Consider the following 17,409-nt stretch of genomic DNA (forward strand, 5'->3'; position numbering starts at 1 on the left):
GATTAGTTTTAAATTTGGATTCATTGTATTGTTTTAGATTTTAAGTACTTATTTAAAATTGTGTTGATTCTACTTTCTTTAACTCCTGTTAATTCAGAAATTCTAACTTGGGTGTTATTCTGTTCTGTTAAGAAGTAGTGTATTACTAAAGCTTCTTTTCTTTTTGCTAAATCCATTATTTTAAATTTTTGTTTTTATACTTTCTAAACGCATCATAGGAATTATATAGTTCTTCATCAAAAACCAAATAATACAGTAAATTAACCACCTCAAAAGCAGCTCTTTGCGATCTACATTTTGATAAAATACTATGGTAGTATTGTAAAAAAGCTTGCTTGGTTGCCAAGCGTTTCATTAATACATATAATTGCGACTGTAATTCCTTCTGATATGCTTCGGCTTTTTGTTGTTGGGTCATTGTATTATAGGCTCATTAAAGTAGTTGATGTAGTTGTTTATAGCGTTGAAATCTTTACAACTTCCGTTTTCGATTTCTTTAATTTTTGTTAATGAGATTTCTAAGGTCTTAGAAACATCTTTTTGAGTTTCAAAACGTTTACCCTTAGAGTTTACCACAGATTTCTGTAGTTGATTTCTCAACTCTGCATCGTCTAGCCATGTAAAAAAAGGTTGGTTTTTCAACTATTATTATTTTTAATTAATTGTTTTTTAGGTGATTGTAAGTTTTGTTGGGTTATAACTAGTTAGAATACAATATGCTTTGCCAACGCTTTTTGCAGCCGCCAAATAAAAGAGCTTTATCAAGCACATTTATTCTTTTCCACCTCCGTTTTATTAAGGTTCTCACTTTCACTTGGTTTGTATTTATTTATTAATTCTATCGCTTCTGGTATGTAACTAAAAAAGTGTTCAACCATTGGTAAAGTCCACCCATCACCAACTAAACTTGCTGTATGATTTCTGCTTAAAATATCACAATAATCATCTGGAAAACCTTGAAGCCTTAATAATTCGATTTTTGATAATATTCTAACTGTATAATCTTTCAAAGAATATAAAGGCTCATTTCCTGCTAATAAACATGGGCTTTTACCTTTTGTCACTCTTCCTCTTCGAGTTGTAGAAGTTGGAAAAGATAAGTTTAAACAATCGTTTTCAGTCATTACATCATAACCTTTAGATGTATTTGTTTTTACTCTTACCTCTTGGTTTTCTATGTAAACAATATTTGTAAAGCCTTTTTTATTTCGTTTCCTTAAACTTTCTTGGTTGTTATGTGGTCTGCTTTCAGATTCTAAAACACAAGTTGCTTTTTCCTTATCTACATAAATCATATTTGGTAATTGCTTACCTGCTTCTTCTCTTCTTTTAATAAGGTTTGTAAACTTTTCCATGTCCTTATAACCATAAGTTTTCGCTTCGCTTTCCAATAAAGCTTGTGATTTTTCATTATTTACAAAACCATCTTCAATAATATCTTTAAACATTATTTTTTTGTCTTTAGGTTCTGGAATATGTGTCCATTTATAACCGGTCCAATCTTCATAAACCCTTATATTAGACCAATAATATCTATCTCTTTGCTGTGCAGTAACTAATTTTGAATTATATCTAACAGGTAAAACACCTAAAGCATCACTCATAATCCTAATATCTTTTTTATCAGCACTACCTACATTCTCCTGGAAGAAAATAACATTAGGGTTTAAAGTTTTTATATGGTTTAATATTTCAATAAACACCCAAAACAAACCACTATTAGATCCATTAATTCCTTTTCGCTTTCCGGCAATACTTAAATCTTTACAAGGAGAACCACTCAAAACCAAATCAATACTTTTCCAATCAATATCCCATTCTTTCCAATTAAGAATATTACCTAATTGTATTGTGTCTGGAAAATGGTGTTGTGTTAATTTTATTGCAAATGGTTTTATTTCACTAGAATAATATTTGTTTACTGGTATATCAAGGTTTTTAAGTGCTTGATGACCTGTGCTCATTCCGTTAAAAAGTGATACTACATTTAGTGGTTTCATAATTCTTTATTTCTTATTATCGTAAACAGTTGCGAAAAGCAACACTTTACTACACGTGTTATCCCACGCTAGCATACAGTATCTAACACTGTACAAAATCCATTTCGTGCCTCAACGTATCTTGTACATATACGTTACTAGTAATTGCAATTAATGTTCTGGATAATTTACCCACTCATGTACATCTTCCCAATCAATTATATCTTTGCTATTACCATCAACTATAACCTGTCCGTTTTTTGTGGTCCTAAAAACACCTTTAAACATTCCTACATTATCTATAAATATAATTGCTTGCTTTTCGCTTGGTCTTTCAGTTTCTGCATCAATCCATTGCAACGTTCTAGTAACATCGCATAAATTTAATTGCTTGGTTAGTGTAATTTTACGTTGGTTAATAAGTGTTTTAAGGTCATTTATTGGCGCACCAATATTCATCTTACTTTTAAGGCTGTTTAAAAATTCTATTTCTTCCATTTGTATTTATTTAATTCTGTAATTAATTATCGCAACTAAACTTATGCACGTGCGTTACCCCAAAACAATAGGCACATCTGGATCATTATATTTACTTTCTTTAACTTCTTCTACACCCATTGTGCCAGCCAATGCCATAATTGAAGCGATGATACCATCTATTCTTTTTGTGGACCTTGATTTATCTAATCTTATATTTTCATTAGTATCTGTAATTGAAACACAACCAGAAAGCATCCATTTTAAAATAGGATTATTACCAACTCTTAATTTTCCAGACATTATTAAACGCATAAACTCTTTTGTTGGACTGGCATAATTCATTAAAGTTTGAGTAAATGGAGACAGCTCTATATTCTCTTTTTGTAAATTCTGAACTAACGAACCAGAAAATTTACGATCATATTCTATATGTTTTGTTTTGTTTTTGTAATACTGATTAATAACTACCTTTTCTACTTCTGAATATTCAACCATATTACCAGGTGTAGCTATTAAATACGTGTCATTATCATCTACTGTATTTTCTCTTTTTAAGTTTGACCAATATTTATATGGCACTCTATCTTCTTTACTTCTTTTCTCTATAGTGTCTAAAGGACAAAAGCACCAAACTTTTAAATCTCTTATTCCTTCTGCATCTGGCTCACTCATTAAAGCAAAAGCTGTAATATCTGTAGTTGTAGATAAATCTAAACCGCCACAATTACCTAGTAAAGCAAAGTTTTCTTCCTTAATTGGAACCATACATTTATTCCAATATTCTGAGGGTATCCATTCAGACGCTCCATCCACCCACATATTTAAGTGTTTGGTTTTGAAATTGGGTATTTTACTTGGTTGATTCTTTGCTTTTAAATATTCTTTTCTTAAAAAATCTAATGATACTGTTACTCCTAAATTTGGATTTGCTTTGATCCAATTATCTTCATTTTCCCAATCATCATTTTTATCTAAATCATGTATCATTATCAAAAAAGTGTCATCTTCTGCAACACCTTCTAAAATATTAATACAAGCATCTTCAAAATTTTTACAAACCCCATGTACATTTGTTCCTGCGGTTGTAATTGTAACGGTTAGAGGTTGCAATCTTGATGCAGATGAAGATTCTAAATTTTCTTTTACAGAATCATCTTTATGCGCATGGTATTCATCTATTGTTGATTTATGAGCATTAATACCATCCTGGGTTTTAGAATCACCACCTAAAGGTTTCATAAAACTATTTGTATGAATAAATTTTATTTCTTTTTGATAAACCTTAAACCCTAACTTTTTAAGTGTAGAACTATTATTCACAAATTCACTAGCTTGATTAAAACATAATTTTGCTTGATCTTCCTTTGTTGCTCCTACATAAATTTCTGCACCATATTCTTGATCAAAAGCCATTAAGAATAAATCATCAGCTGCTTCTTCTGCAGTTTTTCCATTTTTCTTAGCCACTTTTACATAAACATTTCTAATCAATCTAATTGATATACCAGATTCATTTGTAGTTTGCCAAGCATACGTATTATAAAATCTAAATTGTTGATATGGTGATAACAAAAACGGTGTGCCTGCGGATTTTCCTTTTGTATGAAAAATAAAATTCTCAATAAACTTAATAACTGCAAAACCTTTTTTATGGTCCAACCAATAACCTTTATCATCTGCAGATTCTATTAATTTATAAAAACGATCAATTGCTTGTTTGATTCGTAAACCACAAATAATTTTACCAGATTTTACACCAGCCGCATACTGAAAGGGTATTGAATTTTGTATGTCTTTTGGTATCTGCATTTAATAAATAAATTCCTCAATTAATTCTATTTTAATTAACTTTTTAAAACCTATTTCACCTTCTTTTTGCAGATGAAAAAATTTTCTCGATACATCACTATAAGACATTCCTAACATAAATATTGTATCATTTTCTTCATCTGTAAGTTTATATAAATGTTTACTGTTCATTTTTTTTAGTATTTAATATTATTTTAACTCCCTTATAATTGTTTATCTATTTACTCCAATAAATATTTATTTATTTATTATCACCCGTGTAACATTTTTTCTACTTCGCCAAATAAAAGACTTAATTGATTATCATTTTCAGAATTTACCGCACCTAATTTTTTACGGTCTTTTATTGATAAGCCAAAATGTGCAGAAACTTCTGCCAAATGTTTATCAGCTTTTTCAATTATAGAAACATAACCAGTTACATTAGTTGCGCCAGAAGCAAACTTTTGTACTAAACCATCAATTCCTTTTTTAGAATTTACTTCTGCAATCGCTTTACATCTTGCATCCATCCAAAACGCGGCCTGTTGTAAATGAATAAGATCCACTTTAGTGGTTTGGTTTGTTTTTACAAATTCATAACCAAACCAAAGCCACCATTTTTTTTGTGAAGCTGACAACTTCATAGATGATTCTGGTTTCGGTAATTCTTTTAAAACCTCATATAAGTTTTGCGTTTCTGGTGTTGTAGATTCTGGTTTTAAAATTTCAGAATTTTTATGTGCAATTTCTAATTTTGTTTTACTCATAACTTATTGGTTTATACCCCCCTTACCTAATTATTACTGTAACTATTTTTCTGACTACAAGGCGATGTACAGGCGGTTTCACTTCTTGTGATTTTACCCCATACCCCTTATTTATTTTACTTTTTATGAGCCTCACGTCCAGACTTTTTATTATGATGACTTGTACATTGCGGTTGAAAGTATTTATCATCTAACCTATCTAAATCAAATGCTTCTGGGCACTCCTCATAAGTTTTAATATGATCTGTTACCTTAGAAGCCTTAACAACACCTTCGCGCTCACAATCTACACACCATGGATGCCTAACCTTATAATCCTTAGAGAAGTTGCGCCACTTTCTACTGTTGTAAAACCAACGCATATCTTTTGTTCTCTGGTGCTGTACACGTTCTACGTGCCATGGCTTCCTCTTAACCGTTGGTGCTGTTGCCATTTTCTTGTTCTTTTAATATTGCTTTACTCCAAGCTATGTAAGTTTTTCTTACTGCTGCCGCCACACCTTTAGAAGATACCAACGCATCATACCTCTTTGGTTCGCTATTCTCTTTTTCTACTTCTACAGCAAACAATTTACCTACAGGAACAGCAGAAACTTTTACACCGTTTCTAATACATATACTCATTGCTTTATTAATATCTATATGTAATTCTCTTACTGCCATTTATTTTTCCCATGGAGCTTTATCCACACTTACGCTATTACTAATACTTTCTATCACCTCTGGTAAACCATCGTCTGAAATTTGAAAAGAAAACTTCTCAAAACCTTTTCCACGTCCAAATACTTCCTCTACATAACTAATGTTACCATCAACAGCATCTTTTGTAATTCTAATAATCGTCTCTGCTTTATTGTTTAATTCAGTTCCTATATGACCCCTAGAATTACCATCGGCTTTATTTTGATGCAATACAGTTGCAATATGAATATCATAATCAAAAGACCATTTCATTAGCAACGTCATTACTTCGGTTGACTCTACAGCATTATTAATATCCATCAGTAAATCACGTACACCATCAACCACTAAAACATCTATTCCATTATGTTCTTTTAATAACAATTCTATCGCCTGGATTCTTTGCTTAGGACTTAACGGACGTAAACCATACATAAACAAACCCTCTTCTTTACCAACTATAGATTTAACCCTTTTAGTTACTCTTTGCACATCTGCTGGACTTTGTTCTGTATCTATATACAACACATCGTTTTTACTATTTGCATTAAACTTTGCAAACAACCGCAGACAACCCACTAAAGCAGATACAAACATTGTTAACGCAAATGTTTTCTTAGATTTAGCTAAACCAATCCATCCAGATATATTACCCTTAGAAAACTTATTTGTATTATCAATCTTCAATAGATATTCATTCTGCTTTATCTTATCTGTAGATTTAATTCTCTTAGATAAAACAGATTGTAAAAAGGTTTCTTCCACAACTGGCGGTTTAGTTTTAGAGACTAATTCCATTGAATACCCTCTTTAAATTCATTCAACTTCTCATCTACCAAAACACTCCAGCCATCACCAGATGCAGATTTAACCGTTTCATCCGTTAATCGGTTATTGTTAACCAAATAAGTTAGTTCTTCCATAAAAAGAAAACTAACTAACTTCTCTTTTTGCGCAGATAATGGATTTTGTATATCCTGCCTTATCTCATAAAAGATTCTACTTAAATGCATTGGAACACCTTCTGCAGCATATCTAAACATATCTCTATACATTCGCTCCAACAACAAAGAATCAATCACTTTTAACAACTTGCTTTGATCCTGTAAAGCTTCAATAGTATTTATTAAAACAATAAAAGCATTAATCATATCTATCTTAAAATCTCTTTGTTTAGCAGACTTTACTGTCTCTAAATCTGATTTCATAACATCAATAAAATAGATAGCGTTTTCTATGTTTTTAGCAATATTCATTTAAAACTTAATATTTAAGTACTTGTTTAAATTATCTTCTTTTAGTAAATATTCTGGTGTTGCAAACTTAAATCCGTGTTGTAAATGAAACTTATTCTTAACAGAACTAGAATACAGATTGGTTACTGCTTTTACCATCTGATCTCCTGTAAATCCACCCGCAAACTGAACAGCAAACAACTTTTTTATATTTTCAGTTATTTGAAACTCCGATTTAGAAATTGTATTAAAAACCCCAATAAACCAATTAAGCTCTAATTCTAAATCAACATCTTTTAAATTTTGTTTACGCATCCATGCTGGAAAATGTTGAAACAATTCCGAATCTGAATGATTTCTTTTTCCTTCTTGACTTTTACACCACAAAACATACTCATCAATTTTATTTTTTACAGTAACAATCTTTATTTTATTTTGAATCGCTACAACTTCCAATAAAGATTCATTTGAAAGTATTTTTTCTTTGTAGTAGATGTATCTATATTCTATATCTACTTCCTTATATATAGAAGTTACATTTTTGTCAGTCGGAGTGACAATTTTGTGAGTTACGTTGTTTACATTTTTGTCACTCAAAATTTGAGGTGTTTCGGTAGGTATATTTTCTTCTGATTTTTTACTGTTACTTACATTTTTGTCAGTCGAAATATTCATTATTTTTTTAGCAGAATTAGTTAAAGAATACCACTTGGTCCTGTCGTTTTTTTTATCGTTAAATTCATCTTGTTTCAACAACTTTTTATCAATCATCTTATCCACTAAATACCTTAATTGTCTTTGTGTGAAATACGGAAAATACTCGTGTAATTGCTTTGCTTTCATACGCACCCAATAATCACCTTTATAATAATTAACATGGTCTGCTTTATTTTTTAAATACCAGAAACAAAAATGCTGCAACAGCAACGCAATATCTACATTGAATTGCTGTGCAACATCGAGAGAAAAAGAATGCGATCTACTCATATAACTTTACTATTAAAATATCTTCTAATTACATAACCTCTTAAAATACTTACTACAGTAAAAAAGACTGTTATTAAAAAATTCTTGGCAACAGAACCCTGCATACCCATTAATGGAAATATCACAAAAGTTGCAGCAAATGAGATAACAAAACCCACTAAAGTATTTGTTAACGATTCTAAAAAGGATTGTTTTTTTGTCTGCATTTTATGCGCTTAACTTTAATTGATTATCAAAAAAGAACTCATTAAAAATTGCTTTTAGTTGTTTTTCAAAAAACCTATCTTTTTGCAATCTAACACCACAAACGGTAACTGCAGATACTACTTTTTTATCTGATAACTTAAAAAATTTAGCCGTTTCTGCAATACTATTATGCAGCATAACCACCGTTAAATACACTTTTAAAACGGCTCTTTTATCATCTGATTTCTCATACTTTTTAAGTATTAGATTTAAACACTTTCTTGGTTGTTTCATACTTTATGATTTCTAAATTGATTAGGTTTTTGCATTTTTATACTGTACGTTTTATACACTTCCGTGGCGTTGTGCTTTCGTTTAGGTAAATAATATCCTAATACTGGATGTATTCTACCTTCTACCACATCATGTAACGTTATTTGTTTAGGCGCTTCCATTTATTTCTTTAACTTTTTCTGTTGCTTTTTCGAAGATTAAAAACCCATTATCTACACCCACATTATATACACCTCTAAACAGCGCAGCTACTTCATTATAATACTGCAATAACTCACTTGGTTTATCTAATCTCTTATACTTAGCCTGTATATCACTTAGCGCATCTATACAATCATTTTCGTTAAAATCACCTTTAGAAAAGTCCACAACCTCACTCATATCACTTTATCGCATTTTTTACATTTTTCTAACTGATCAAAAACATCTACAGGAATACAAATTTTTAACGGATCACATTTTCTTGCACGTACATTACCAATTCTACATGTTAGGTTAGAATCTTGCATCACATACACACGCTCACCTTTACTATTTGTACCTAAAAATCTCATTATATAGCTAGTCTGTTTTGCTCGTCTATTAACGATTGTTCGTTGTATTTTTTCTTTGAAGTTCTACCTTTTCCATGCATCACCTTTAAAACAGAATTAGGGTTTAATTCATTTTTTTGCAACCAATCTACAGTAACACCATATTTTGCAATAGCCGTTTTTCTGTCTATCCATTTTACACGTTTATCTACAGAAGTTTTAATATTTACTTCTACCAACAGATTTAGTAATTGATTTTTATCAATCAACACCAAACCCCTGTTTTCTATTTCATCTATAGATATTACGTTTATACTACTCATATTGTAAAGTGTCTAGTATTTCTTCTAGTCTTGTAACTAAACCAGGTGATGATTTACCATGGTCATAAAAATTTAGTAATTCAAAATCACTAAGCGTTACATCTATACTTTTACAAACATTAAAGAATGCGGTTCTACCTCTAAAACCTAGTTTGTAAAATCCCCTTTGTATAGCGTAACGCTTTTTTATTAATGATTTATGTAAGCTCATTCCTTCTAACTCTAACTGTTTTTCTTGCTGTTTTTTGATTTCTTGGTTTACGCATATCATAATCGCTTGTTGTAGCAATCATAAAAGACTGCACCACCAAAAAGAACATCGATAAAAAGAATTTTACAGGGTTCTGTAAAATGTAAAATCTTGTTACATCTACTGCAGAACGTGCATCTATTTTTTTACGGATATTCTTTGCATGTGTATGCACCGTACTAGTTGCAATAAATAATTGCGCTGCAATTTCTTTTTCAGAGTACCCAAACGAAATTAACTCCGCAATCTTATTTTCTTGTTTTGTAAGTTGCTTTATCATCCTTAAAACTGTTTATTAAAATTGTTACCACCATATTAGAGAAGGAACGATTTTCTTTAACTGCTTTTTCTCTAATTTTATCCGCAAGTGACGAATCTAACGTCAGTAATTTTTTTTCTTTTATTTCTACCATTTATATAGTATTTTATAGTGTAGTTTATTAAAGCTATATATTATTGTATATATTTGAAAGCTGTTTGTTTACAGTTCAAATATATATTAAAATATACTATAATACACTATAATATAGTATATTTAATTTAAATAAATATTTATATGCCTGAAAATCAATTAAATAAAAAACAAGATTTAATAAATTATTTAATAGAATTAGCAAGAAAAAATAATATTTCCGCCTATGAACTCGGAAAAGTGAGTTCAATATCTTCTAGCTCAGTTAATAAAATTTTCTCAGGAGAAAACAAAACCCCAAAACAAAAAACACTAGAAATCTTATTAAATGACTTAGAAAAATCAATCGCAGGAACTACAGGTGATATTGAAGTAAGAAAAGAATATACTACCGAAGCAAGGAGGCAACTAAATATAGTTGCAGAAAAAATATCACCCTACCCAGATTTTGATAGTTTAAAAATAGATGATAAACTAAACATTATACATAAGAAAATTGAGTTAATTAGTAACGCGTTAGGAAACATTATTCTAAATCAAGAAGAAGATTTAGAAAAATTATTAAAAAAACATCTTACAAAGAATTAATTAAATCTTTTACTACATCTTCTTTAGACTTATTTAATTGCTCTCTATATTTTTTTCTAATTTTCTTACGCTCAAAAAAACTAAATTCGTGTTTTTCTTGTTGGTAGTTCAGTATATTGAGTAGTACTTGATAACTCATACATAGCAGTAGTTTTTAGTTATTATTTTAGGTTTTTTTCTAATAGGTCTAGCATTTTTTCTCGCGCCTCTGGTTTGGTATGCAGATACACAAATTTTGCTATTTCTTTACGTTGTTGTTCTAGTTTAGATACTTTAGATTCTGTGAATCTTTTTACCAACCACACCATCCAAACCACAATTGTTGCAGAAATTAGTGTCATTAAATAATAAATTATTCTAGGAAAATCACTCATTTCAAACATCCATAAAAAATAGAAGATTGTACCAGAAATAATTAAACCATGAAGTATTTTTAAAGCTATATTCTCTTTATCAAATTTAAATGAACGAACTAGCATAAACATTGCATAAACAAAAAAGCAAAACATGGGACCAAATTCCCCTAAAAACAACTGCAACGATTTAAAAGCAAAAACACGCTCATCTTTTTTAGCCATTTTAAACGTATTCCATTTTTCTAATGCTACAGCATAGGTTGCAGCATAAGCATCTCCAGCAACAGTTCCCTTAGCATTATCTTTTACAATTTTTAAAGCTGCTTTATTCTTTTTTTCTGCTAAATTATATTCAGTTAAGGCACTATTATACCTATCACTAAAGTTCGGTAAAAACTCAAATGAGTAAAAAGATGTTAAACAAATAACAGCTATTAAGTATGGTGCAAGTTTATTTCTAACTCGGGCCTTTCGGGTCGTTTGTTCCTGGATTGTTTGGGTTTGATGCGTCGTCCTGCTCCGTCCCTTGAATATCCGCTTCAATAATTGTCGATTCATAGTCGTCATTTTTAACAGATAAATTACCACAACCAATAAATAGTCCTGTTATTGCTACAACAATAAATGCTTTTAAGAATTTTTTCATAATACTTATTTTTTAAGATTTTTGAACCTTAAAAATAAGCAAAATAATTCTAAGCCATGTTAAATAGCAATGTAATTTGTCTGTATGTTAGTTAATTTATTTTTCTCTTAAAAAAGCAAAGCGCATCGCTAAGCCTACATTATTTTTTACCCCTATTTTATTTCTTATTACTTCCGTTCTTGATCTAACTGTAGATTCTGTAGTTTTCATATCCTCTGCAATTTCTACAGTAGGCACTTCATTAACAATAGCATTTATAATATTCATTTCTCGCTTCGTTAATGTTTTATTTAACATTTCCCTTGCTTTTTTACTTCGGGTGTTTTTTTCAAACCCAACAAGCTCTAACATAGCCCTCACTTCATTAGAAAAGTACCAGGAATCATTACCAACTGCTTCAACTGCATCTACAATATTTACCGCTAAATCGTTTTTGGTAACGTACCCCATTACCCCTAAATCCATTATAGCTTCAAGTAAACCATAATCTAAAAACCCAGAAAGCACCACAATTCTATGGCGTAGATTATGTTTTTTCAGATACTCCAACACTTCAATACCACCCATTTCTGGCATTTCTATATCCAGCACCACTACATCTGCAGAATTTAGATGCAACCACTTTAATAACTCTTTACCATTTAAGCAACAACCAACTACATCAATAGCAGTTTCTTCAAAAATCCTTTTAAAACCATCGATAACTAAATCGTGATCATCAGCAATAAATACATCCATACAACTTTTAACTTTTTCTCAAGTGTAAAATTAAGAATGATTTTTAAATAAAAAACTAGACGAAATGATGATATTTGTGTTAATTTTTACTAAAACAGTAGGTGTTTTTACCTGTTTTTGTACACTTAATGAAGTTTTTGTATTTTTACTATCAAATAAAATGCTATGAAAAAAATACCGCTTCTCTTACTATTAATATCCAGCAGCTTATTTAGCCAAAAATATTTAGATAGCCTTTATAATTTTAAATTAATAGAAAAACAGATCACATGGCAAAAGGTATTTACAAATATAGACAGCTCTAAAATTAACAGTCACTTAGCAACAACAGAATTTTCCTCTACATTAAAAAAATTAAAAACTTCTTTTACAGGACGAACTGTAAACACTCAAAAAAGAGTTGTAAAAAACCACCCATATTTCGCCACTTTCGGATTTGATGGTTTTTGTAAAATAGAAATAAAGTCAAATAAATTTAGAGTAACATTAAAAGATATTTATTTTAGAGGTCCTACAATACAAGTATATGGTGTTCAAAATAAACAAGACTACCCCTTACAAAACAACGTTATAAAAAAAAATCAGATTAAAAATTCTAAAAGAAATAACAGACTACTAAAAAAATTAGACTCTATTATTAATAGTAAATTCACTATAAAAGAAGAAAAAAAAGATGATTGGTAATTAACCAATAATTTTAAGATGCGCTTCATCACGCACTTCTTGCGGGTGTGTATCTTTATAGATAGTATCAACATCATCGCGCTCATGCCCCATTAATTCACGTAACAAATCTGGATCAATAAATAAACGTTTACCAAGCGTACCAAAAGTATGCCTAGCAACCTTTACAGATAAATTACCACCTAAAGGCAACACTTCTATTTCTAACTTTTTCTGTACATCAATTAAATCTTGTCGCAAGTTGTTATAGAACGTTTTATACCCTTTATAATCTTTTCTCCAGCCAAATAAATACTCACCAGGTACATTATACTTCTTTATAATTTTTCTCGCCGCAGGTGTTATTTTTAAGTCGAATTGATACCCACCATCATCTAATTTACCACGCACAAAAAAGACCCTATCTTTAGCTACATACTTATTTTTTAAAAAATACACATCTTTTAAATCCTGGCCGCCAAAGTAAAACATCAACAACCAAAAATCAACCGAACGTTGTTGCGCTTTTGTAAGAAATTTAGCAGTCTCTAATAAAACAATAGACCCTTTAGATATATTTCGCTTCTTGGTTCTATTACTTTTTACAGTAACACCTTTAAAAACTCCAGAAAACGGCTTTGTATCGGTAATTACCTTTTTTCTAACAGCTTCGTTATAAACAGCGCGATACTTCCTTAAATATGTATGAATGGTGTTTTTTGAATTTCCTAGTTCTAGTTGCCAGTTTTTAAATTCGGTTAATAAACTATAACTAAGATCACTAAATAACAAAACCGCTCTAAACTTTTTTAGTTGGTTTAACGCTGTTGTGTAAATATCATATGAAGCCAATTTATTATTTTCTTTTAAACCGCCTAAAAATTGATTGTAAAACAGGTAGAAGTCCACCATCTGAATATTAGCATTTCCAAACAGCAAATCTTTTATATCATCAAAGGTTATTTGTTTGCCATCAAAACTACTATATTCTAATTCTTCTAACAATAATCTTTTTTTCTGAATTAAAATACTAAGTCGTTTATCTGTTTTCGGAAGCTCGGTTTTTAAATTCCAATCCTCTAAAAAGGAATATTTTTTTAAAGAAATAAATTTACGTTTCCCAGATAAAGAAACCGAAGCAACAATAGGATAGCCATTTTTTCGTAAATTAGCAGTTCTAGTATCTAAGAATATCCTACATTTCATTCCATAAAAATACACAAAAAAAACACACTTTAGGAATAAAAACACCTAAAAACCCACAAAAACCGACATTATAGCGTTGCTTTTTAAGAAAGTAAAAAACAACAAAAAGCCACACTATCACTAGTATGGCTTATGTGAGCCCTAAAGGATTCGAACCTTTGACCGCCTCCTTAGAAGGGAGGTGCTCTATCCAGCTGAGCTAAGAGCCCTAATTTGGATTGCAAATATACAATTTCTATCAAAAAAGCATAATAAAAAACAAAGTTTTTTAAACTATTTTAAAAACTAAAAAACAATAAATTAATTATTAAAATTTTCATTGATTTCTACAGTATTTGCATTCATAGATTTTTGCAATTCATGTAATCTTTTTTTGAGGCTTATTGCTTTTTCAGGAAATTTCTCGGATAAATCTATAGATTCAGAAATATCATCTTTTAAATTGTATAATTCTATTGTGTGATTTACATAAAACTCTAATAATTTCCAATCTCCTTGACATATAGCAGAACCTGGTAACCAACCACTTCCATGATAATGAGGATAGTGCCAATAAATTTCCTTTCTTTTAATAGATTTACCCTCTTCTAAAAGCGAACTAATATCTACCCCATCAATCATTTCATTTTTAATTTTCATGCCTGCCATTTTGTGTAAAGTTGGATAAAAGTCATGGCTCACTACTGGCTCTTTTATAATTTTAATGTTTCCTGAATAATTTGCTGGTTTTATTAATAGTGGAATTCGAATACCTCCTTCATATAACCAACCTTTCCCTGCTCGTAAAAGTAAAAGTGCTGTTGGCCCTTTATTCTTATAATGATAAAAAACAGTCGATAAACCACCATTATCTTAAGTGAAAATTATTGTAGTATTTTCATATAAACCATCATCTTTTATTTTTTTTACAATTCTTCCAACATTTTCATCTAAAGCATATAACATAGAAGCATATTCAGCATTTTGTTGTTTTAAAGTTGTTGTGCCTGCCCCTTCTTTTTTATAAATTGAATCAGTATTTTTAATCGCAGCTAATTTATCTTCAAACTTTTTAAGGTGTTTTTTATTTGCTTCTATTGGCGTATGAACAGTGTAATATGATAAGAACAAAAAGAATGGATTTTTCTTTATAGAATCTATATACCGAATTGATTCTGATGTTAACCTATCGGTTAAATACTCTGCCTTAGATCCATCTTTTAATTTTGGATTATCATAAGGACTATAATAACCACCTCTTGGACTCCCTTTATGGTAACCTCCTTTATTAATATCAAATCCTTGCTGTTCAGGATGAAAATCTTCTTTTCCTAAATGCCATTTTCCTGCAAAAAAAGTATGATAACCATTCTTTTTAAACGATTCTGCTAATGTGTTTTCTTTTAAAGGTAGTTCAAATAAATCTTCTGGTGTTTTCAATTTTTTGTTTTTTAAACTTAACCCAGGAATCCAATCAGTAATATTTACTCTTGCTGAGTGCTTTCCTGTCATAATTGCTGCTCTGGTTGGCGAACAAACTGGGCTTGATGCGTACGCATTTGTAAATTGAATTCTAACTTTTCTTAGTGCATCGATGTTAGGTGTCTCATGAAAAGTACTCCCTGAATACCCTAAATCTGTCCACCCTAAATCATCAACAAGAATGAAAATAAAATTTTGCTTTTTCTCTTCTTTTTTGCAGAAAAAAGCAATTATTAAAATAAAAAAAATAAAATATTTTTTCATTTATAAAATTATTTGTCCTTGTAAATTAATTTTGCCCCAAATTCTTTAAGTTCTTCATCTATATGTTTATTTACATTTAACATATTTACTTTCGATAACGGTGCATGTTTATTAGGCACTAATTTCTTGAAATTATTTACTATAGTTTTATGTTGGTTATCTAGAAATAAATTCTTCCATTCGTTTGGATCATCTTTCAAATTATATAGCTCTCCAGAACCATCTCTATATTGAATAAAATGAAAATCTCCTTTAAATAAAGAAACATTTTTGTATCCATAAGATGTAAGTGCTGCATGATTCCATTCTGTTTTTTCATCTTTAATTAAAGGTAATAAAGTATTTCCTTCATTCTGAATATTATTAGGTAATCCAGCAGCATCAAGTATAGTTGGATACAAATCTATTAAACCAACTGGTTTATTCGTTTTTGTACTTGGTTTTATTCCTTTACCAGCAAATATTAAAGGCACATGAGTTGATCGTTCCCAAAGAGAGTGTTTTGCTGTCCTATCTTTTTCTCCTAAATGATATCCATGATCAGACCATAAAACAATTAGTGTATTGTTTTTATATTCGCTTTTTTCTAGTTTATTCAAAACCTTTCCAATCTGTGCATCTACAAAAGCCATACAAGCTAGGTAAGATTTCACCATATCTTTCCATTTATTTTCTTTAATTAACCAGTTTGTATCTGGCATGGCAGAAATTTCATGTAGCTTTTTTGAAATTTCTGGAATATCATCATAATCATTAGCTTTATATGGTGGTACTTTAATATCATCATCTTTAAACAAATCAAACCATTTTTTTGGGACATACCAAGGCACGTGTGGTCTAACAAAACCTACCGCCATAAAAAAAGGTTTTTCATGTTTTTTATCAAGTTCATTTATTGCCCAATCAGCAATTTTGTAATCTGTCATAGTAGAATCGGGTAAATCCATTGGCGCCCAATCTGTTACTGTATTCCCTCTTTTTTTAGGAAACCATGCTGGATTATAATTCTGACGTTTTCTGTTTTTAAAAAATGGGCCAAATTTCATTTTAGGAAATATGCCGCCATATTCTTGAAACACTCCATTTTCATCACCATTATGAAATACTTTACCAACTGCTAATGTTTTGTATCCGTTATCTTCTAGATAATCTGGTAAATATTTCGTTTTTTGAATTGCTTTATTTTCAACTTTTAAATCTTTATCAGTAAATTGATAATACAGCCCTGTTGTATGAGGATAAAGTCCTGAAAACAAAGAAGCTCTAGAAGGTGCACAAATTGGCGCTTGACAATGCGCGTTGGTAAAAGCCATTCCTTTTGATGCTAAATTATCAATGTTTGGCGTTTTAACATTTGGAAAGTTTTTTAAAAACCCAGACCAATCATTAAGGTCATCAACAGAAATAAATAAAATATTAGGTTTATTTGTAGCAATTTTGCCTTTTATACTTTCTTTTTTTGGTATGCAAGAAATAAAAAAAGAAATAAAAAAAACAGCAGAAATAAAATACTTCATAATTAGTTTGGTTAAAAATTACTTTGAATATCACTTTTAACTTTTCAAGTAG

Annotated in this window: 30 protein-coding genes, 1 tRNA gene and 1 pseudogene; 2 read left to right on the plus strand and 30 right to left on the minus strand. The window is 30.1% G+C overall.

Annotation, left to right across the window (positions count from 1 at the left end):
- Nucleotides 1-20: 20 nt before the first annotated feature.
- The 22 genes from OD91_RS13445 to OD91_RS13465 form a co-directional block, all read right to left on the minus strand.
- Nucleotides 21-176, minus strand: coding sequence for a hypothetical protein (locus OD91_RS13445; RefSeq protein ID WP_186434400.1), 156 nt, complete (start codon nt 174-176; stop codon nt 21-23).
- A complete protein-coding gene (locus OD91_RS04270) occupies nt 176-418 on the minus strand; it encodes a hypothetical protein (RefSeq protein WP_144895156.1) in 243 nt (80 codons plus the stop codon). Before OD91_RS04270 ends, OD91_RS13445 begins: the two co-directional genes overlap by 1 nt.
- Entirely contained in the window at nt 415-642 is a 228-nt protein-coding gene (locus tag OD91_RS04275) for a hypothetical protein (protein WP_144895157.1), read from the minus strand. Before OD91_RS04275 ends, OD91_RS04270 begins: the two co-directional genes overlap by 4 nt.
- Before the next feature lie 119 nt (nt 643-761).
- Nucleotides 762-2,000 carry a DNA cytosine methyltransferase gene (locus OD91_RS04280; RefSeq protein WP_144895158.1) on the minus strand — a complete coding sequence of 413 codons (1,239 nt, stop codon included), beginning with the start codon at nt 1,998-2,000 and terminating at the stop codon, nt 762-764.
- 150 nt (nt 2,001-2,150) lie between these two features.
- Nucleotides 2,151-2,477: a hypothetical protein gene (locus OD91_RS04285; RefSeq protein WP_144895159.1), complete on the minus strand. Its 327-nt coding sequence runs from the start codon at nt 2,475-2,477 to the stop codon at nt 2,151-2,153.
- Between the two features lie 54 nt (nt 2,478-2,531).
- A complete protein-coding gene (locus tag OD91_RS04290) occupies nt 2,532-4,268 on the minus strand; it encodes a terminase large subunit (RefSeq protein WP_144895160.1) in 1,737 nt (578 codons plus the stop codon).
- Nucleotides 4,269-4,439 carry a hypothetical protein gene (locus OD91_RS13450; protein ID WP_186434401.1) on the minus strand — a complete coding sequence of 57 codons (171 nt, stop codon included), beginning with the start codon at nt 4,437-4,439 and terminating at the stop codon, nt 4,269-4,271.
- 80 nt (nt 4,440-4,519) lie between these two features.
- Nucleotides 4,520-5,017: a P27 family phage terminase small subunit gene (locus OD91_RS04295; protein WP_144895161.1), complete on the minus strand. Its 498-nt coding sequence runs from the start codon at nt 5,015-5,017 to the stop codon at nt 4,520-4,522.
- A 116-nt stretch (nt 5,018-5,133) separates the two neighbouring features.
- Nucleotides 5,134-5,451 carry an HNH endonuclease gene (locus OD91_RS04300; protein ID WP_144895162.1) on the minus strand — a complete coding sequence of 106 codons (318 nt, stop codon included), beginning with the start codon at nt 5,449-5,451 and terminating at the stop codon, nt 5,134-5,136.
- Complete coding sequence (locus OD91_RS04305) at nt 5,429-5,680, minus strand: hypothetical protein (RefSeq protein WP_144895163.1); 252 nt, start codon at nt 5,678-5,680, stop codon at nt 5,429-5,431. The genes OD91_RS04300 and OD91_RS04305 overlap by 23 nt, the downstream gene beginning before the upstream one ends.
- A complete protein-coding gene (locus OD91_RS04310; RefSeq protein ID WP_144895164.1) occupies nt 5,681-6,496 on the minus strand; it encodes an AAA family ATPase in 816 nt (271 codons plus the stop codon).
- Complete coding sequence (locus tag OD91_RS04315) at nt 6,487-6,954, minus strand: hypothetical protein (RefSeq protein ID WP_144895165.1); 468 nt, start codon at nt 6,952-6,954, stop codon at nt 6,487-6,489. Before OD91_RS04315 ends, OD91_RS04310 begins: the two co-directional genes overlap by 10 nt.
- Nucleotides 6,955-7,920: a hypothetical protein gene (locus OD91_RS04320; protein WP_144895166.1), complete on the minus strand. Its 966-nt coding sequence runs from the start codon at nt 7,918-7,920 to the stop codon at nt 6,955-6,957.
- Complete coding sequence (locus tag OD91_RS04325; protein ID WP_144895167.1) at nt 7,917-8,126, minus strand: hypothetical protein; 210 nt, start codon at nt 8,124-8,126, stop codon at nt 7,917-7,919. The genes OD91_RS04320 and OD91_RS04325 overlap by 4 nt, the downstream gene beginning before the upstream one ends.
- A gap of 1 nt (nt 8,127) precedes the next feature.
- The gene (locus OD91_RS04330; RefSeq protein ID WP_144895168.1) at nt 8,128-8,400 is read right to left on the minus strand and encodes a hypothetical protein; all 273 of its coding nucleotides are present in this window, start codon (nt 8,398-8,400) and stop codon (nt 8,128-8,130) included.
- Entirely contained in the window at nt 8,397-8,561 is a 165-nt protein-coding gene (locus OD91_RS13455) for a hypothetical protein (RefSeq protein ID WP_186434402.1), read from the minus strand. Before OD91_RS13455 ends, OD91_RS04330 begins: the two co-directional genes overlap by 4 nt.
- Nucleotides 8,548-8,781, minus strand: coding sequence for a hypothetical protein (locus OD91_RS04335; protein ID WP_144895169.1), 234 nt, complete (start codon nt 8,779-8,781; stop codon nt 8,548-8,550). The genes OD91_RS13455 and OD91_RS04335 overlap by 14 nt, the downstream gene beginning before the upstream one ends.
- Entirely contained in the window at nt 8,778-8,954 is a 177-nt protein-coding gene (locus tag OD91_RS13460) for a hypothetical protein (protein ID WP_186434403.1), read from the minus strand. The genes OD91_RS04335 and OD91_RS13460 overlap by 4 nt, the downstream gene beginning before the upstream one ends.
- On the minus strand, nt 8,954-9,256 hold the full coding sequence (locus OD91_RS04340) for a hypothetical protein (RefSeq protein WP_144895170.1): 303 nt from the start codon (nt 9,254-9,256) through the stop codon (nt 8,954-8,956). The genes OD91_RS13460 and OD91_RS04340 overlap by 1 nt, the downstream gene beginning before the upstream one ends.
- Nucleotides 9,249-9,467, minus strand: a complete 219-nt coding sequence (locus tag OD91_RS04345; RefSeq protein WP_144895171.1) for a hypothetical protein — start codon at nt 9,465-9,467, stop codon at nt 9,249-9,251. The genes OD91_RS04340 and OD91_RS04345 overlap by 8 nt, the downstream gene beginning before the upstream one ends.
- The gene (locus OD91_RS04350) at nt 9,454-9,786 is read right to left on the minus strand and encodes a response regulator transcription factor (protein ID WP_144895172.1); all 333 of its coding nucleotides are present in this window, start codon (nt 9,784-9,786) and stop codon (nt 9,454-9,456) included. The genes OD91_RS04345 and OD91_RS04350 overlap by 14 nt, the downstream gene beginning before the upstream one ends.
- Nucleotides 9,755-9,919 carry a hypothetical protein gene (locus tag OD91_RS13465; protein WP_186434404.1) on the minus strand — a complete coding sequence of 55 codons (165 nt, stop codon included), beginning with the start codon at nt 9,917-9,919 and terminating at the stop codon, nt 9,755-9,757. Before OD91_RS13465 ends, OD91_RS04350 begins: the two co-directional genes overlap by 32 nt.
- A 143-nt stretch (nt 9,920-10,062) precedes the next feature.
- Here OD91_RS13465 and OD91_RS04355 point away from each other — a divergent pair, with 143 nt between their 5' ends.
- Nucleotides 10,063-10,506, plus strand: coding sequence for a helix-turn-helix domain-containing protein (locus tag OD91_RS04355; RefSeq protein WP_144895173.1), 444 nt, complete (start codon nt 10,063-10,065; stop codon nt 10,504-10,506).
- Here the strand turns inward: OD91_RS04355 and OD91_RS13470 are convergent.
- The 3 genes from OD91_RS13470 to OD91_RS04365 form a co-directional block, all read right to left on the minus strand.
- Nucleotides 10,493-10,645 (minus strand): hypothetical protein, encoded by a 153-nt coding sequence (locus OD91_RS13470; protein WP_186434405.1) that lies wholly within the window; start codon nt 10,643-10,645, stop codon nt 10,493-10,495. The genes OD91_RS04355 and OD91_RS13470 overlap by 14 nt on opposite strands.
- A 22-nt stretch (nt 10,646-10,667) precedes the next feature.
- Nucleotides 10,668-11,405: a hypothetical protein gene (locus OD91_RS04360; protein ID WP_144895174.1), complete on the minus strand. Its 738-nt coding sequence runs from the start codon at nt 11,403-11,405 to the stop codon at nt 10,668-10,670.
- A 199-nt stretch (nt 11,406-11,604) separates the two neighbouring features.
- Nucleotides 11,605-12,246, minus strand: coding sequence for a response regulator transcription factor (locus OD91_RS04365; RefSeq protein ID WP_144895175.1), 642 nt, complete (start codon nt 12,244-12,246; stop codon nt 11,605-11,607).
- 165 nt (nt 12,247-12,411) lie between these two features.
- Here OD91_RS04365 and OD91_RS04370 point away from each other — a divergent pair, with 165 nt between their 5' ends.
- The gene (locus OD91_RS04370; protein WP_144895176.1) at nt 12,412-12,930 is read left to right on the plus strand and encodes a hypothetical protein; all 519 of its coding nucleotides are present in this window, start codon (nt 12,412-12,414) and stop codon (nt 12,928-12,930) included.
- Here the strand turns inward: OD91_RS04370 and OD91_RS04375 are convergent, their stop codons facing one another.
- The 5 genes and pseudogenes from OD91_RS04375 to OD91_RS04390 all read right to left on the minus strand — a co-directional run bounded on the left by OD91_RS04375 (nt 12,931) and on the right by OD91_RS04390 (nt 17,357).
- A complete protein-coding gene (locus tag OD91_RS04375) occupies nt 12,931-14,115 on the minus strand; it encodes a site-specific integrase (RefSeq protein WP_144895177.1) in 1,185 nt (394 codons plus the stop codon). It abuts the gene before it with no gap.
- 135 nt (nt 14,116-14,250) lie between these two features.
- Nucleotides 14,251-14,324 (minus strand) — tRNA-Arg (locus OD91_RS04380).
- A 91-nt stretch (nt 14,325-14,415) separates the two neighbouring features.
- Nucleotides 14,416-14,877: pseudogene (locus tag OD91_RS13575) on the minus strand (sulfatase/phosphatase domain-containing protein); the annotation flags it as partial.
- Nucleotides 14,878-14,967: 90 nt separating this feature from the next.
- Nucleotides 14,968-15,840 carry a sulfatase-like hydrolase/transferase gene (locus tag OD91_RS13580; RefSeq protein WP_222428669.1) on the minus strand — a complete coding sequence of 291 codons (873 nt, stop codon included), beginning with the start codon at nt 15,838-15,840 and terminating at the stop codon, nt 14,968-14,970.
- Nucleotides 15,841-15,848: 8 nt separating this feature from the next.
- A complete protein-coding gene (locus OD91_RS04390) occupies nt 15,849-17,357 on the minus strand; it encodes a sulfatase (protein ID WP_144895178.1) in 1,509 nt (502 codons plus the stop codon).
- Between the last annotated feature and the right edge of the window lie 52 nt (nt 17,358-17,409).

This window comes from Lutibacter sp. Hel_I_33_5, from assembly GCF_007827455.1.
Taxonomy (GTDB): Bacteria; Bacteroidota; Bacteroidia; order Flavobacteriales; family Flavobacteriaceae; genus Polaribacter.

Excerpts from the sequence above, each read along its gene's own strand:
- OD91_RS04300 (WP_144895162.1), bottom strand. The coding sequence starts at position 5,451 with ATGGCAACAGCACCAACGGTTAAGAGGAAGCCATGGCACGTAGAACGT.
- OD91_RS04340 (WP_144895170.1), bottom strand. The coding sequence starts at position 9,256 with ATGAGTAGTATAAACGTAATATCTATAGATGAAATAGAAAACAGGGGT.
- OD91_RS04355 (WP_144895173.1), top strand. The coding sequence starts at position 10,063 with ATGCCTGAAAATCAATTAAATAAAAAACAAGATTTAATAAATTATTTA.
- OD91_RS13460 (WP_186434403.1), bottom strand. The coding sequence starts at position 8,954 with ATGAGATTTTTAGGTACAAATAGTAAAGGTGAGCGTGTGTATGTGATG.
- OD91_RS04330 (WP_144895168.1), bottom strand. The coding sequence starts at position 8,400 with ATGAAACAACCAAGAAAGTGTTTAAATCTAATACTTAAAAAGTATGAG.
- OD91_RS04305 (WP_144895163.1), bottom strand. The coding sequence starts at position 5,680 with ATGGCAGTAAGAGAATTACATATAGATATTAATAAAGCAATGAGTATA.
- OD91_RS04290 (WP_144895160.1), bottom strand. The coding sequence starts at position 4,268 with ATGCAGATACCAAAAGACATACAAAATTCAATACCCTTTCAGTATGCG.
- OD91_RS04350 (WP_144895172.1), bottom strand. The coding sequence starts at position 9,786 with ATGATAAAGCAACTTACAAAACAAGAAAATAAGATTGCGGAGTTAATT.
- OD91_RS04295 (WP_144895161.1), bottom strand. The coding sequence starts at position 5,017 with ATGAGTAAAACAAAATTAGAAATTGCACATAAAAATTCTGAAATTTTA.
- OD91_RS04345 (WP_144895171.1), bottom strand. The coding sequence starts at position 9,467 with ATGAGCTTACATAAATCATTAATAAAAAAGCGTTACGCTATACAAAGG.
- OD91_RS04390 (WP_144895178.1), bottom strand. The coding sequence starts at position 17,357 with ATGAAGTATTTTATTTCTGCTGTTTTTTTTATTTCTTTTTTTATTTCT.
- OD91_RS04315 (WP_144895165.1), bottom strand. The coding sequence starts at position 6,954 with ATGAATATTGCTAAAAACATAGAAAACGCTATCTATTTTATTGATGTT.
- OD91_RS13580 (WP_222428669.1), bottom strand. The coding sequence starts at position 15,840 with ATGAAAAAATATTTTATTTTTTTTATTTTAATAATTGCTTTTTTCTGC.
- OD91_RS13450 (WP_186434401.1), bottom strand. The coding sequence starts at position 4,439 with ATGAACAGTAAACATTTATATAAACTTACAGATGAAGAAAATGATACA.
- OD91_RS04320 (WP_144895166.1), bottom strand. The coding sequence starts at position 7,920 with ATGAGTAGATCGCATTCTTTTTCTCTCGATGTTGCACAGCAATTCAAT.
- OD91_RS04365 (WP_144895175.1), bottom strand. The coding sequence starts at position 12,246 with ATGGATGTATTTATTGCTGATGATCACGATTTAGTTATCGATGGTTTT.
- OD91_RS04370 (WP_144895176.1), top strand. The coding sequence starts at position 12,412 with ATGAAAAAAATACCGCTTCTCTTACTATTAATATCCAGCAGCTTATTT.
- OD91_RS13465 (WP_186434404.1), bottom strand. The coding sequence starts at position 9,919 with ATGGTAGAAATAAAAGAAAAAAAATTACTGACGTTAGATTCGTCACTT.
- OD91_RS13455 (WP_186434402.1), bottom strand. The coding sequence starts at position 8,561 with ATGGAAGCGCCTAAACAAATAACGTTACATGATGTGGTAGAAGGTAGA.
- OD91_RS04375 (WP_144895177.1), bottom strand. The coding sequence starts at position 14,115 with ATGAAATGTAGGATATTCTTAGATACTAGAACTGCTAATTTACGAAAA.
- OD91_RS04280 (WP_144895158.1), bottom strand. The coding sequence starts at position 2,000 with ATGAAACCACTAAATGTAGTATCACTTTTTAACGGAATGAGCACAGGT.
- OD91_RS13445 (WP_186434400.1), bottom strand. The coding sequence starts at position 176 with ATGGATTTAGCAAAAAGAAAAGAAGCTTTAGTAATACACTACTTCTTA.
- OD91_RS04335 (WP_144895169.1), bottom strand. The coding sequence starts at position 8,781 with ATGAGTGAGGTTGTGGACTTTTCTAAAGGTGATTTTAACGAAAATGAT.
- OD91_RS04310 (WP_144895164.1), bottom strand. The coding sequence starts at position 6,496 with ATGGAATTAGTCTCTAAAACTAAACCGCCAGTTGTGGAAGAAACCTTT.
- OD91_RS13470 (WP_186434405.1), bottom strand. The coding sequence starts at position 10,645 with ATGAGTTATCAAGTACTACTCAATATACTGAACTACCAACAAGAAAAA.
- OD91_RS04270 (WP_144895156.1), bottom strand. The coding sequence starts at position 418 with ATGACCCAACAACAAAAAGCCGAAGCATATCAGAAGGAATTACAGTCG.
- OD91_RS04325 (WP_144895167.1), bottom strand. The coding sequence starts at position 8,126 with ATGCAGACAAAAAAACAATCCTTTTTAGAATCGTTAACAAATACTTTA.
- OD91_RS04285 (WP_144895159.1), bottom strand. The coding sequence starts at position 2,477 with ATGGAAGAAATAGAATTTTTAAACAGCCTTAAAAGTAAGATGAATATT.